Below are 13,272 nucleotides of genomic sequence, written 5' to 3'. Positions count from 1 at the left end.
CCCCGGGGCCCCCGGGGGGGGGGGGGGGCCACGACGACGGGCGCACCCAGATCCGCCCCTGACCCGCTACTGCTGCAGCCCGCGGCGCAGCTCGTCGAGCGCGGAGGCGAGGTCGACGCGCGGGGTCCAGCCCCAGGCGCGCGCCCGGTCGGCGCGGACCCCTCCGGCCCAGACCGGCTCGTCGTGCCACTGCGGTGCCACGCCCAGCGCCGCGGTGACGGTCTCGTGGTAGTCGCGCAGCCGGGCCGGCTCCCCCGCCACGTTCACCGGGGTGCAGCCACCGGCGACGGGGCCCTGCCCGGGGTCGTCGGAGGCCGCGAAGCGACCGGTCGCCACGTCGGCGAGCAGCGCTGCGAGGTCGTCGAGGTGCACCCAGGCGAAGGACTGGTCGGGGTTGGCCCGCCGCTTGTCCGGGTCGTCGCGCATCGCGGCCGGCCGCAGCGTGTTCCACACCGAGCTCTCCCCCGGCCCCAGGATCGCCGGCGGGCGCACCAGCACCCGCGTCAGGCCCTCGACCCGTCCCAGCGCGGCGTCGGCGTCGCGCTTGGTGACCGGGTAGTCGCCGCCGTCCTCGCCGACCAGCGCCGCCGACTCGTCGACGTCGCCGGTCTCCGGCGAGCGGTCGTAGACCGCGGCGGTCGAGACGTGCACGAACCGGTCGACCCCGGCGTCCGCGGCCGCGCGCGCCAGCAGCGGGGTGCCCTCGACGCCGATGCGGTGCTGGGTCTCGCGGTCGCTGCCCATCGGGTGCACCGTGCTGACGACCGCGTCGGCCCCCGCGACCACGCTCGCGGCCACGTCGGGGTCGTGGAAGTCGCCGACGTGCTCCTCGACGCCGGGCAGCCCCGGGGCCGTGCCCGCGCGTCGTACGACGGCTCGCACGTGGGCGCCGCGCTCGACCAGGGCGGCACAGGTCGCGGCGCCGACGAGTCCGTTGGCGCCGGTGACGACGACGGTCGGGGTGCTGGTGCTGGTCTGGCTCATGTCGTCCAGACAAGCACGCGCGGCCTCACCCGGAGGTGTCCCGCGGGGCGCCCACCCCGGCTGCGCTGCTAGCGTCGGACGCACCCAGACCATTGCTAGGAGATCCGCGTGAGCACTACCCCGTTGAAGGTGGCCGTCACCGGCGCCGCCGGTCAGATCGGCTACAGCCTGCTGTTCCGCCTCGCGAGCGGCGCGCTGACCAGTGGTCAGCCCATCGAGCTGCGCCTGCTCGAGATCACCCCCGCCCTCAAGGCCCTCGAGGGCGTCGTCATGGAGCTCGACGACTGCGCCTTCCCCGGGCTGGCCGGCGTCGAGATCGGCGACGACGCCGAGAGGATCTTCGACGGCGTCAACCTGGCCCTGCTCGTCGGCGCCCGCCCGCGCGGGCCCGGCATGGAGCGCGGCGACCTGCTCTCGGCCAACGGTGCGATCTTCACCGCCCAGGGCAAGGCCCTCAACAAGGTGGCCGCCTCCGACGTGCGCGTCGGCGTGACCGGCAACCCGGCCAACACCAACGCGCTGATCGCGATGACCAACGCCCCCGACATCCCGCAGGAGCGGTTCTCGGCGCTGACGCGTCTCGACCACAACCGCGCGATCTCTCAGCTGGCCGCCAAGACCGGCGCGCCCGTCACCGACATCACCAAGATGACGATCTGGGGCAACCACTCCGCGACCCAGTACCCCGACCTGTTCAACGCCCAGGTGGCCGGCAAGAACGCCGCCGAGACCGTCGGTGACCAGGACTGGCTCGAGAACACCTTCATCCCCACCGTCGCCAAGCGTGGCGCGGCGATCATCGAGGCCCGTGGCTCGTCCTCGGCCGCCTCCGCCGCCTCGGCCACCATCGACGCGGCCCGCGACTGGCTCTACGGCTCCGCCGAGGGCGACTGGGTCTCGATGGCGGTGCGCTCCAACGGCGAGTACGGCGTCCCCGAGGGCCTCATCTCCTCCTTCCCCGTCACCACCTCCGGTGGCGACTGGAGCATCGTCGAGGGCCTCGAGGTCAACGACTTCTCCCGCGCCAAGATCGACGCCTCGACCGCCGAGCTCGCCGAGGAGCGCGACGCGGTCACCGAGCTCGGCCTCATCTGACGCACGAGCAGTCACTTTCGCACCACCGAGCGGTCGCTCCCGCACCACTGACCAGTCAGTTCTGCACCCGCTCGTCCGTCACCCCCGGTCTGTTGTCCACAGGCCGGGGGCGACGTCGTTCGCGGACGCGGCCGAAGGGGCAGCCTGCCGCCATGGACGTCTGCCCTCCCACCCTCCTCGAGCCCACCACCCTCGCGCGCGCCGAAGGGCTCGGCTGGACCCGGCGCCGCCTGCAGCGCGCCGTCGACGACGGCCGGGTACGACGCGTGCTGCGGGGCGTGTACGTCGACGCCGGCGTGCCCGACAGCATCGACCTCCGGACCGCCGCGGCCGGGCTGGTGCTGCCACCCACCATGGTGGTGTGCGACCGCAGCGCGGCCTGGTTGCACGGCGTCGACCACTGGGAGCCCAGCGCGCTCGACGTGCCGCCGGACCTCGAGGTGGTGGCCCGCAGCGGGACCCGCACCCGGCTCTCGGGCACACACGGGGCGTTGCGCACGCTGACCGCTGACGACGTCATGGAGCTGGTCGGCGTCGCGGTGACCACGCCGCTGCGCACGGCAGCCGACCTGGCCTGCTTGCGCGGGCGCCTGGGTGCCGCCGCCGTGCTCGACCAGTTCGCCCGGGCCCACGGGGTCACCCCTGAGGAGCTGCGCGGCATCACAGCGCGCTTCGCCGGGCGCCGGGGCGTGACCCAGCTGCGCGAGCTGGGGCCCGACGCCTGCGGCCTGCTCGAGTCACCGGGCGAGTCGTGGGTCCGCCGGCTGATGATGGACCACCAGCTGCCGAGCCCGACGCCGCAGGTCGTCGTCCAGCTGCCCGAGGGCCAGTTCCGTCTCGACCTGGCCTATCCCCGCCTGCGCATCGCCGTCGAGTACGACGGGGAGGGGCACCACTCGAGTCCCGAGGACCGTGAGCGCGACCGGCTGCGCCGCGAGGCACTGGCACGGGCGGGGTGGATCGTGGTCGTCGTACGCAAGGACCAGCTGAGCGGTCCCGGCCTCGACCAGTGGATCCGTCAGCTCCGCGCCGCCGTGGCCGAGCGTGTCGGGCCGACCACTCGCCGGCACGCGCGCGGCGAGGGGTCCCGGCGCTTCACCCGGGTGCAGAGCTGACCGGTGGACGGTGCGAATGTGACTGGTCGGTGGTGCGAAAGTGACCGCTCGGCCGTCAGAGGCCAGGCTGGTTGGGGATGGTGCGGGCGAGGAAGAGCAGGAGGCCGCCGACCCCGCCGAGGAGCAGGACGTCGACCAGGCGGTGGCGTACGGCGAGCATGCCGGCGTCGCGGGCGGGCAGGACCAGGCGCATGGTCGCGGCCGCGACCATCGCGCCGGCCAGCACGCTGACCCCGACCCGCCAGTCGCCGAGGACGGCCAGGGCGATGCCGACCGCGCCGGCGGCGAGCACCCCCAGGTAGAGCAGGCCGCCGAGGGTCGAGGGGTAGCGGCGCCCCTCCTCCTCGGCGATCTCGTCGGCGATCTCGTCGACCGAGGGCACGTGTTCCTCGTCGGGGTCGACCGGCGGCTCCGGGGGTTCGGCGCCGGCCGCCGGATCGTTCACCAGGACCACGCTCAGGCCGTGGCCTTCTCGGCCATGCCCACGATGTTGGACAGCAGCATCGCGCGGGTCATCGGCCCCACCCCACCGGGGTTCGGCGAGACCCAGCCCGCGACGTTCCACACGTCGGCGGCCACGTCGCCCGCGATCTTGCCGTCGACGCGCGAGACGCCCACGTCGAGCACCGCCGCGCCCGGCTTGACCATGTCGGCGGTGATGATGCCGGGCACGCCCGCGGCGGCCACGACGATGTCGGCCTCGCGCACGTGCTTGGCCAGGTCTCGGGTGCCGGTGTGGCACAGCGTGACCGTGGCGTTCTCGGAGCGACGGGTCAGCAGCAGCCCCAGCGGGCGGCCCACGGTCAGCCCACGACCGACCACGACGACCTCGGCACCGGCGATCTCGATGCCGTGGCGGCGCACGAGCTCGATGCAGCCCACCGGGGTGCAGGGCAGCGAGCCCTCGACGTTGAGCGCGAGGCGGCCCAGGCTGACCGGGTGCAGGCCGTCGACGTCCTTGTCGGGGTCGACGCGCGAGAGCAGGGCGTACTCGTCGAGACCGGTCGGCTGCTGCACCAGGAACCCGGTGCAGCCGGGGTCGGCGTTGAGCCGGTCGATCTCGGCCTCGACCTCGGCCTGCGTGGCGCTCGCCGGGAGGTCGACGCGGATGGACTCGATGCCGATCTCGGCGCAGTCCTTGTGCTTGGCCCCGACGTACCAGTGCGACCCGGGGTCGTCGCCGACCAGCACCGTGCCCAGCCCGGGCACCACGCCGCGCTCCTTGAGCGCCGCCACCCGCTCGGCGAGCTCGGCCTTGATCGCGCGCAACGTCGCGCTTCCGTCCAGCTTCTGTGCGGTCATCGTGCTCATCCTGTCATCTGGGGCTGTCCTGGCGCCGGGCCGGCGCCACTTCCCGTACGTCGGACGTGGTGGCGGTCGGCGGGCATGTCACCGGGTCTCGACACGCGCGTCGCGGCCTCGTACCTCGGCCGCGGCGCTCGCTCGACCTTTCCACCTACGGCCCGGAGCAAGCTCCGTGCCTAGTGGAAAAAGTGCCTCGTGCCGGTGAAGTACATGGTCACGCCGGCGGCCTTGCAGGCCTCGACGGTCAGCTCGTCGCGCACCGAGCCGCCCGGCTGGACGATGGCGGTGACGCCGGCGTCGATGAGGATCTGCGGGCCGTCCTCGAAGGGGAAGAAGGCGTCGGAGGCCGCCACCGAGCCGGCCGCCCGGTCGTCGGCGCGGGTGACCGCGAGCCGGCAGGAGTCGACCCGGTTGACCTGGCCCATCCCGATGCCGACGGCGGCGCCGTCCTTGGCGAGCAGGATCGCGTTGGACTTCGCGGCCCGGCAGGCCTTCCAGGCGAAGGCGAGGTCGGCGAGCACGTCGTCGCCCGCGGCCTCGCCGGTGACCAGGGTCCACGACGAGGGGTCGTCGCCGCCGGTCTCGGTGGCGGCGTCGACGGCGTCGCGCTGCTGCACGAGCAGGCCGCCGGAGACCGGGCGGGTCTCGACGCCGCCGCGCTCGAGCGGCTCGCAGACGAGGATGCGGATGTTCTTCTTGCGGGCCAGCACCTCGACGGCGCCGTCCTCGTAGGCCGGCGCGACGATGACCTCGGTGAAGACCTCGGCCACCTGCTCGGCCATCGCGACCGAGACCGGGCGGTTGGCGGCGATCACGCCGCCGAAGGCCGAGACGGGGTCGCAGGCGTGGGCGCGGCGGTGCGCCTCGGCGACGTCGCCGCCGACCGCGATGCCGCAGGGGTTGGCGTGCTTGATGACGGCCACGGCCGGCTCGTCGAAGTCGTACGCCGCGCGGCGGGCCGCGTCGGTGTCGACGTAGTTGTTGTAGGACATCTCCTTGCCGTGCAGCTGCTCGGCGCCGGCCAGCCCCGCTGGCCCGTGGCCGGTGCGGTAGATCGCGGCCGACTGGTGCGGGTTCTCGCCGTAGCGCAGCACGGCCTGGCGCTCCCAGGTCCCGCCCATCCACGCCGGGAAGCCGGCGCCGTCGCTGGTGTCGGTCAGCACGTTGCCCATCCACGACGCGACCGCCACGTCGTACGACGCGGTGTGCACGAACGCCTCGGCGGCCAGGCGCTTGCGCTCCTCGAGCGTGAAGCCGCCGGCGGCGACGGCGCCCAGCACGTCGGCGTACCGCTCGGGGCTGGTCACGATGGCGACCGAGGGGTGGTTCTTGGCGGCCGCGCGCACCATCGAGGGGCCGCCGATGTCGATCTGCTCGACGCACTCGTCGGGCGAGGCGCCCGACTCGACGGTCTGGGTGAAGGGGTAGAGGTTCGAGACGACCAGGTCGAAGGGCTCGACCTCGAGCTCGGCCAGCTGCTGCACGTGGCTCTCGAGGCGGCGGTCGGCCAGGATGCCGGCGTGCACCCGCGGGTGCAGGGTCTTGACCCGGCCGTCGAGGCACTCGGGGAAGCCGGTGAGGTCCTCGACCTTGGTGACCGGCAGGCCCAGGCCCTCGATCAGCTTGGCGGAGCCACCGGTGGAGACCAGGGTGACCCCGGCGTCGTGCAACCCGCGGACGAGCTCCTCGAGGCCGGACTTGTCGTAGACGGAGACCAGGGCACGCCTGATCGGGACACGGTTCTCGCTCACGAGCACTCCTGCGGGCTGTGGAAACGGCGGAAGGAGGGCACCCAGGCGGACGATGCCCCGACATGTCACTCCCCGGTGGTCACCCACCTGCGCCAGTCGTGTGCCCGCAGCCTAGCGGCCCTCGGCGCCCCCGGCTCAACTCCCCGGGAGGGGGCCCAGCCGCACCCGGCGGCCCTCGACGCTGAAGCCGTCGCGCGCCATCACCCCGACCGCGTCGACCAGCATCGCCCGCTCGGCGGTCTTGATGCGCTCGTGCAGCGACGCGACGTCGTCGTCGTCCTCGACGGGCACGGCCACCTGGGCCACGATCTGGCCGGTGTCGACGCCCTCGTCGACGACGAAGAGGGTGCAGCCGGTGACCTTGACGCCGTACGCCAGCGCGTCGGCGGGCCCGCTCATGCCGGGGAACGACGGCGAGAGGGCGGGGTGGGTGTTGACGGTGCGCCCGCCGAAGCGGCCCAGGAAGGCCGGGCCGACGAGCTTCATGAACCCCGCGAGCACCACCAGGTCGGGCTCGTGGGCGGCCACCGCCTCGCTGAGCGCGGCGTCCCAGGTGGCGCGGTCGTCGTGGTCGCCGACGCGCTCGACGAAGGTCGGCACCCCGGCGCGCTCGGCCCGGGCCAGGCCCTCGATGCCGTCGCGGTCGGCGCCGTACGCCGGGTCGGTGCAGGCGTCGAGCAGGGCCTGCAGGTTGGTGCCGGAGCCGGAGACGAGGACGACGAGACGCGCTGGCACGGCGCCGACTCTAGTGCCGACCAGGACGGGGCTCGCGCCTACCCGGCGTCGGCGTCCCGCAGCGCGCGGCGCTGCCACAGGGTCACGGCCACGCCGCCGACGAGCCCGCCGAGCCCGAACGAGACGATCGAGTGCACCATCACCTCGCCGGCCAGGGGCGAGACGTCGCGCATCCGCCCCGGGCCCACCGCTCCCCCGGCGAGCGCCGCGAGCACCGTGAAGCCGACCCCGGCCAGGGCGCCGCCGACGCATCCGCGCAGGGCGCCCTCGTCGAGGCGCAGCGTGGGGGTGCGGCGCATCGCGCGGGCCGCCACCACCGCGGCCACCACGGGCGGCAGCGCCACCAGGGCGGTGGTCCACACCGGCGGGGTGCCGTTGTCGGGCAGCGCCGCGAGCAGCGGGAACATCGGCAGCGGGCCGAGCACCACCGCCGAGGGCGCCACCAGCGTGCCGGCGCCGACCGTGAAGCCGGGCCCGAGCAGGTAGGAGCCGGCGAAGGCGACCGCGTTGGGGGCCAGCACCAGGCTGACCGCGGTCACCACCACGACGTCGCCGGCACCGGTGTGCAGCTGCGACATCACGTTGGCGGCGGTGCCGACGTCGACGAGCAGGGCTCCCAGCAGCGCCAGCGTCGAGAGGACCAGCCAGGCCACCAGCAGCCGGCGGGCGATCCCGGCGGCGGCGACCAGCGCCGGCGGCAGGTACGACGACCAGATGGCGGCCCGCCCCGAGCCCACCGCCAGCGCGGGGAGCCCCACGAGCAGGCACAGACCGACCGACCAGGCGACCGCCCCCGTGGTGGAGGGGGCGCTCTGCGCGGTGCCGGCCACCGCCACGGTCAGGACCACCACCACGACGTAGCCCAGGGCCAGGAAGGCGCCGGCGAGCGGGACGGTCCAGTCGCGCTCGCCGTCGCTGATCGCGTCGGCGTCGGGGCCGTGCTGCGAGACGGCCTCGCCCACCCGGCGCGCGGCACGCCACAGCGCCCAGCCGGCGACCAGCGTGATGCCGAGCGGCACGGCGGTGACGGCGACGCCGTCGACCTGCACCCCCGAGCCGTGCGCCATCAACCACGACAGGGCGCCGACCCGCATGCCGTCGCTGGGGACGCCGTGGGCGCCGGCGTCGGTGAGGAACCAGCCGGTGACCCCCAGCGCGAGGCACACCAGCAGCGGTCCGAGCGCCGCCGCGAGACCGCCCAGGAAGGAGAGCAGGGCCAGCGGCCAGCGGTGCGGTGCGCCCGAGCGGGCGGCCCCGCCGGGGGCGGTGCGGGAGGCGGACGAGCCGGGCAGCAGCGAAGTCATGACCACCCCATCCTCGCGCGGTCCGCACGCCCCCCGGCGCTGCCACGCCGACTCGCTGCGCCCTGTGGCGACCCCGTATCGTCGACCCGCCATGAAGGATCCCGAGGAGTTCGACGCGTTCTACAAGGACGCCCGCGCCCGGCTGCTGCTGCAGGCCTACGCGCTGACCGGCGACCTCCCCGCCGCCCGCTCCTCGGTGCGCGACGGCTTCGTGCTCGCCTGGCACCACTGGCGCAAGGTGGCCCGCACCGGGTCGGCCGAGGCGTGGGTGCGCCCGCACGTGTGGCAGCACGCGCACCGGCGCCACACGGCCCGGGTCTGGCACCGGGAGAAGGGCCTCGACCCCGAGCTGCACGCGACCCTCGAGGCCCTGGGCCAGCTGAGCACCACCCAGCGCCGGGTGCTGGTGCTGGCACACCTGGCCAGCACCAGCATGCCCGACCTGGCTCGCGAGGTCGGGATGACCGACGAGGCCGCGGCCCGCGCGCTGCAGCACGCCACCGCCCAGTTCTCCCTGCACCGGGCCGCGCCCAGCACCCAGACCGCGCTGCTGCTGCGCCGTCTCGCGAGCGTCACCGACGAGGTCCGCTGGCCACGCGCGAGCATCGTGCGGCGCGCGGGCACGACCCGTCGTCGTACGCACACCCTCGTCGGCGCGGTCGCCGCCGTCGCGGCCGTCGGGGTCGCCGGCGCGCTGCTGACCGAGCCCGCCGGGCTGCGACCGACCCTCGACCGGGCCGCGCTCGCGGTGCCCAGCGCCCCGCCCACCTCCACGGCCCCCAGCGAGGGCGCGCTGGCCCCGGCGCCGGAGGCCGAGCCGCTGCCGGAGTCGGCGATGGTGCCGGCGGGCGCGGTCGCCGCGCAGGTGCCCGGCCAGGGCTGGAGCACCCTGGAGACCTCCGACAACACCGCCGGCGACGGCCTGCTGATGCCGTGCCGCGCCAGCCGGTACGCCGACCCGCAGGTCGTCGACGCGCTCGTGCGCGAGTTCAGCGTGGCCGCGCCCCCGGGCAGCGGCCCGAAGGCGCAGCCCAAGCGGCTGGCCTGGCAGGCCACCGAGGTCTCCCGCAGCCGCAAGGCCGCCAAGGACGGGTTCCGCACCGTCGAGGGCTGGTACTCCGGCTGCACCCAGGGCCGCACCCAGCTGCTGCGCACCAGCACCGTCGAGGGCGTGGGCGACGAGGCGGTGCAGATGGTGCTGCGCGACTGGGCCGACCCGGTGCGCACCTACGTGCTCGGCGTCGCCCGGTCGGGGCGCTACGTGACGACCACGCTCACCTCGGTGCTGGGCAGCAACGTCGAGAACCCGCCCGGCAACGCCGCGCTGCTGGGCCGGGCCGTCGACGCGCTGTGCGACCTGGCCCCGGGCGGCGCCTGCACCACCGGCCCGACCCGCCTGGCGCCGCGCGACGCCGAACCCGTGGGGGCCTCCCCCCGGCTGCTGGTCGAGACCGACCTGCCGCCGGTCACCACCGTCGACCGGCCCTGGGTGGCCACCCGCGCCACCCGGCCCCGCGGCGGCAACCCCGCCGCCACGCGCTGCGACCAGACCGTCTTCACCGGCAAGGTCGGCGGGCAGCCGGTCCGCGACGCCTCGACCCGCACCTACCTGGTGCCGGGCGCCAAGCTGCCCGTCGAGTTCGGCCTCAGCGAGACCGTCGGGGCCCTCCCGCCGCGCCAGGCCGGCGCCTTCGTCGACACGGTGCAGCGCAGGATGGCCAGCTGCGAGGACCGCGAGCTCGGCTCCGAGGTGGTCTCGACCCTCTCGCGCAGCAACGGCGACACCGAGCTGCACGCGTGGCGCGTCAGCATCGAGGTCTCCGACGACACCGTGGTGCGCTACGACATGGCCGTGGGCCGGGTCGGCGGGCGCCTGATGCAGGTGGCGTTCGTGCCCACCGCGCGGGTGCAGATGGCCGACGGCGCCTTCGCCGCGCTCGCCGGGCGGGCCCTGGAGCGGCTGCGCGCCGCGCCCTGAGGCGCCACCGGCGAATCCGCGCGACTTTCTCGGCTCCGGGTGCAACCGTGAGGGACCCCGAGGCGTACTCCTGGGTGTCAGCACCATGAGGAGAATGAGGTCGAGTCGATGGACGAACGCGAGTTCGACGACTTCTACGCCGCCTCGTACCCGCGCGTCGTGGCCCAGCTCTACGCCATGATCGGCAACCGGGACGAGGCCGAGGAGTGCGTGCAGGAGGCGTTCGTGCGCGCCTGGTCGCACCGGCGCAAGCTCGAGCGCACCGAGCATCCCGAGGCCTGGGTGCGCACCACCGCGCACCGGCTCGCGGTGAGCCGGTGGCGGCGTACGCGGCTGGCGAAGCGGGCCACGGACCGCGCGGTCGGCGCCCGCACCACGACCGCCCCGCCCAGCGAGGCGCACGTGGCGCTGGTGCGGGCCCTCGAGCGGCTGCCCGAGGCCCAGCGGCACACGCTGGTGCTGCACCACATCGCCGACCTGCCCGTCCACGAGGTGGCGCGCGAGCTGGGGGTGCCTGAGGGCACCGTGAAGGCCCGGCTCTCCCGCGGGCGCGCCGCGCTGGCGGCCCTCCTCACCGACGACGACGGACTCCAGGAGGGAGCCAGCCATGCCTGAGCACGACGACCTCTTCGCCACCTTCACCCACCAGGGGATGCCCGTGGATCCGTTGCCCGCCTCCGAGGTACGCCGCCGCGGCGACCGGCTGCGCCGCCGGCGCACCGCCCTCGTGGCGCTCGGCAGCGTGGCCGCGGTCGGCGTGCTCGTGGCCACCCCGCTGGCCCTGGTGGCCGGCGGCGCCGACTCGACCAGGCCGCTCGACCCCGCCGGACCCGGCCCGGCCACCCGGTCGGCCTCCACCGAGGGGGTGGAGTGGCGCACCAGCGTGCCCCCGGCGTTCCCGCTGGTCGACGAGATGCCCGAGGGCGCCGAGCGCTCCCCCGACTACGAGCAGCAGGTGCCCGGGCCCTGCGGGGGCGACGGCTTCACCGCGGCGGGCGCGCTCGACACGGAGGACGCCATCTGGACCGACGGGATCGAGGCCTCCGAGCAGCGCGCGGTCGCGGTCTACGCCGACGACGCCGACGCGACGGCCGCGATCGACGAGGTGCGCGACCAGCTGGCCGCCTGCGAGCAGCCGACCCCGCGGGGCATCTCGATCTGGGCCGTCGAGCAGGCCTCCGACCTGGGCGAGCAGTCCTACGTCTTCGTCAACAGCTGGTACTCCGACGGCGAGCAGACCGGTGACGCCCACGTGCACCAGCTGGTGCGCGTCGGCAACGCCGTGCTCTACGACACGGCCAACTTCGGCGGCGCCGGCGACCCGGAGGTCGTCGACCTGACCGTCGAGCAGGTGCGCGAGGACTCGGCGTACGCCGTGTCGTCGATGTGCGTCTTCGCCGCCGACCCCTGCGCCGAGCCGCCGGCGAAGCCGCGGCCCGTCGAGCCGGCCTCCGTCGGCGCCGAGATCCCCACGGGCTTCGCGCTCGACGCCGGCCTCGTGGTCGACGGCGACGGCGAGGCCATCGGGCCCGCACCCGACGGCGACGGGGTCGACCTGTCGGCGATGTGCTCGACGCTGCGCGACACGTGGCCCGCCGACCCGGTCGACCGGCTCGCCTACGCCCTGGCGGGCCCGGAGACGCTGCGGGTGCGCGAGCTGGCGACGTACGCCTCGGTGGCCGCCGCCGAGCAGGTGCTCGCGGGGGTGCGCGACGCCGTCGGCGCCTGCTCCTCGGTCGGCGGCACCCGCGGCGACCCGGTGACCTGGTCGGAGCTGGCTCCCGCGGACGCGCCGGCCGACTCGGTGACCTTCGCGATGACCATGAGCGACGGGGGCCTCGGCGGCACCCTCTTCCAGCTCACGCGCGTGGGCAACGCGGTGCTGGCCACCAGCTGGGGCGCGGAGTGGTCGAGCGCCACCGTCGAGGCCGGCGCCGACGACCTCACCGACGAGACGACCCCGGTGCTCGAGGCCGTGCGGGCGGCCTTCGGCTGAGCGCCGCCACCGCCCGCAGACGGCGACAGGGGAGGATCTCCGGCACCAGGTGCCGGAGATCCTCCCCTGTCGGTCGTGCTGGGTCGTGCTGGGTGGTGCTGGGGCTCAGAGGCCCTTGAGGATCTCGCGCATCAGGTCGGCGGTCTCGGACGGCGTCTTGCCGACCTTCACGCCGGCCGCCTCGAGGGCGTCCTTCTTGCCCTGCGCGGTGCCCGCACCGGAGGAGACGATGGCACCGGCGTGGCCCATGGTCTTGCCCTCGGGGGCGGTGAAGCCCGCCACGTAGCCGACGACCGGCTTGGTGACGTGCTCCTTGATGTAGGCCGCGGCCCGCTCCTCGGCGTCGCCACCGATCTCGCCGATCATCACGATCGCCTTGGTCTCGGGGTCCGCCTCGAACGCCTCGAGGGCGTCGATGTGGGTGGTGCCGATGACCGGGTCGCCGCCGATGCCGATGGCGGTCGAGAAGCCGAAGTCACGCAGCTCGAACATCATCTGGTAGGTCAGCGTGCCCGACTTGGAGACCAGGCCCACGGGGCCCTTGCCGGCGATGGTGGCCGGGGTGATGCCGGCCAGCGCCTCGCCCGGCGTGATGATGCCGGGGCAGTTCGGCCCGATCATCCGGGTCTTCTTGCCGTCGAGGTAGGCGAAGACCTCGGCGGAGTCCTGCACGGGGACGCCCTCGGTGATGACCACGAGCAGGCCGATGCCGGCGTCGATGGCCTCGATGCAGGCGTCCTTGGTGAAGGCGGGGGGCACGAACGCCACGGAGACGTCGGCGCCGGTCTCGGCCATCGCCTCGGCGACGCTGGCGAAGACGGGCAGCTCGACGTCGTTGCCGTCGGCGTCCTGGTGGGTCACCGTGGTGCCGGCCTTGCGGGCGTTGACGCCGCCCACGACCTGCGTGCCGGACTTCATCATCAGGCGGGTGTGCTTGGTGCCCTCACCGCCGGTGATGCCCTGGACGATGACCTTCGAGTCCTTGTTGAGGTAGATCGACATAGTTCTA

At 74.7% G+C, this 13,272-nt stretch carries 12 protein-coding genes; 5 read left to right on the top strand and 7 right to left on the bottom strand.

The genetic code is table 11. The features are described 5' to 3' along the window. Window positions 1–66: 66 nt before the first annotated feature. Window positions 67–984, bottom strand: a complete 918-nt coding sequence (locus ABKW28_RS17710; RefSeq protein WP_348612071.1) for an NAD(P)H-binding protein — start codon at window positions 982–984, stop codon at window positions 67–69. A 108-nt stretch (window positions 985–1,092) separates the two neighbouring features. On the opposite strand from ABKW28_RS17710, the gene ABKW28_RS17705 reads away from it, so the two are divergent. Next, window positions 1,093–2,079, top strand: coding sequence for a malate dehydrogenase (locus tag ABKW28_RS17705; protein ID WP_348612068.1), 987 nt, complete (start codon window positions 1,093–1,095; stop codon window positions 2,077–2,079). Between the two features lie 152 nt (window positions 2,080–2,231). Beyond that, a complete protein-coding gene (locus ABKW28_RS17700; RefSeq protein WP_193667038.1) occupies window positions 2,232–3,194 on the top strand; it encodes a DUF559 domain-containing protein in 963 nt (320 codons plus the stop codon). Window positions 3,195–3,249: 55 nt separating this feature from the next. Here the strand turns inward: ABKW28_RS17700 and ABKW28_RS17695 are convergent, their stop codons facing one another. The 5 genes from ABKW28_RS17695 to ABKW28_RS17675 all read right to left on the bottom strand — a co-directional run bounded on the left by ABKW28_RS17695 (window position 3,250) and on the right by ABKW28_RS17675 (window position 8,289). Beyond that, window positions 3,250–3,639: a DUF3017 domain-containing protein gene (locus ABKW28_RS17695; RefSeq protein WP_348612065.1), complete on the bottom strand. Its 390-nt coding sequence runs from the start codon at window positions 3,637–3,639 to the stop codon at window positions 3,250–3,252. Window positions 3,640–3,650: 11 nt separating this feature from the next. After that, complete coding sequence (locus ABKW28_RS17690; RefSeq protein WP_348612062.1) at window positions 3,651–4,496, bottom strand: bifunctional methylenetetrahydrofolate dehydrogenase/methenyltetrahydrofolate cyclohydrolase; 846 nt, start codon at window positions 4,494–4,496, stop codon at window positions 3,651–3,653. A gap of 179 nt (window positions 4,497–4,675) precedes the next feature. Then, on the bottom strand, window positions 4,676–6,250 hold the full coding sequence (gene purH, locus ABKW28_RS17685; protein WP_348612059.1) for a bifunctional phosphoribosylaminoimidazolecarboxamide formyltransferase/IMP cyclohydrolase: 1,575 nt from the start codon (window positions 6,248–6,250) through the stop codon (window positions 4,676–4,678). Between the two features lie 135 nt (window positions 6,251–6,385). Then, entirely contained in the window at window positions 6,386–6,985 is a 600-nt protein-coding gene (gene purN, locus ABKW28_RS17680; protein ID WP_348612056.1) for a phosphoribosylglycinamide formyltransferase, read from the bottom strand. Between the two features lie 38 nt (window positions 6,986–7,023). Next, window positions 7,024–8,289, bottom strand: a complete 1,266-nt coding sequence (locus ABKW28_RS17675) for a DUF6350 family protein (RefSeq protein WP_193667034.1) — start codon at window positions 8,287–8,289, stop codon at window positions 7,024–7,026. Between the two features lie 91 nt (window positions 8,290–8,380). On the opposite strand from ABKW28_RS17675, the gene ABKW28_RS17670 reads away from it, so the two are divergent. The 3 genes from ABKW28_RS17670 (at window position 8,381) to ABKW28_RS17660 (ending at window position 12,263) form a co-directional block, all read left to right on the top strand. Then, complete coding sequence (locus ABKW28_RS17670; RefSeq protein ID WP_348612053.1) at window positions 8,381–10,267, top strand: hypothetical protein; 1,887 nt, start codon at window positions 8,381–8,383, stop codon at window positions 10,265–10,267. A 108-nt stretch (window positions 10,268–10,375) separates the two neighbouring features. Beyond that, complete coding sequence (locus ABKW28_RS17665; protein WP_193667032.1) at window positions 10,376–10,882, top strand: SigE family RNA polymerase sigma factor; 507 nt, start codon at window positions 10,376–10,378, stop codon at window positions 10,880–10,882. Further along, window positions 10,875–12,263 carry a hypothetical protein gene (locus tag ABKW28_RS17660; protein ID WP_348612050.1) on the top strand — a complete coding sequence of 463 codons (1,389 nt, stop codon included), beginning with the start codon at window positions 10,875–10,877 and terminating at the stop codon, window positions 12,261–12,263. The genes ABKW28_RS17665 and ABKW28_RS17660 overlap by 8 nt, the downstream gene beginning before the upstream one ends. Window positions 12,264–12,368: 105 nt before the next feature. On the opposite strand, the gene sucD is transcribed toward ABKW28_RS17660, so the two are convergent. After that, a complete protein-coding gene (sucD, locus tag ABKW28_RS17655) occupies window positions 12,369–13,265 on the bottom strand; it encodes a succinate--CoA ligase subunit alpha (protein WP_193667030.1) in 897 nt (298 codons plus the stop codon). Window positions 13,266–13,272: the final 7 nt, after the last annotated feature.

Source organism: Nocardioides sp. 31GB23 (assembly GCF_040012395.1).
GTDB lineage: Bacteria > Actinomycetota > Actinomycetes > Propionibacteriales > Nocardioidaceae > Nocardioides > Nocardioides salarius.
The sequence above is the reverse complement of the archived record's forward strand: the minus strand, read 5'-3'. Positions and strand labels throughout refer to the sequence as shown.

What these genes read in the sequence shown, in the direction of transcription:
- ABKW28_RS17710 (WP_348612071.1), bottom strand. Translation starts at nt 984, where the DNA reads ATGAGCCAGACCAGCACCAGCACCCCGACCGTCGTCGTCACCGGCGCC.
- ABKW28_RS17700 (WP_193667038.1), top strand. Translation starts at nt 2,232, where the DNA reads ATGGACGTCTGCCCTCCCACCCTCCTCGAGCCCACCACCCTCGCGCGC.
- ABKW28_RS17690 (WP_348612062.1), bottom strand. Translation starts at nt 4,496, where the DNA reads ATGACCGCACAGAAGCTGGACGGAAGCGCGACGTTGCGCGCGATCAAG.
- ABKW28_RS17675 (WP_193667034.1), bottom strand. Translation starts at nt 8,289, where the DNA reads ATGACTTCGCTGCTGCCCGGCTCGTCCGCCTCCCGCACCGCCCCCGGC.
- ABKW28_RS17670 (WP_348612053.1), top strand. Translation starts at nt 8,381, where the DNA reads ATGAAGGATCCCGAGGAGTTCGACGCGTTCTACAAGGACGCCCGCGCC.
- ABKW28_RS17665 (WP_193667032.1), top strand. Translation starts at nt 10,376, where the DNA reads ATGGACGAACGCGAGTTCGACGACTTCTACGCCGCCTCGTACCCGCGC.
- ABKW28_RS17660 (WP_348612050.1), top strand. Translation starts at nt 10,875, where the DNA reads ATGCCTGAGCACGACGACCTCTTCGCCACCTTCACCCACCAGGGGATG.
- sucD (WP_193667030.1), bottom strand. Translation starts at nt 13,265, where the DNA reads ATGTCGATCTACCTCAACAAGGACTCGAAGGTCATCGTCCAGGGCATC.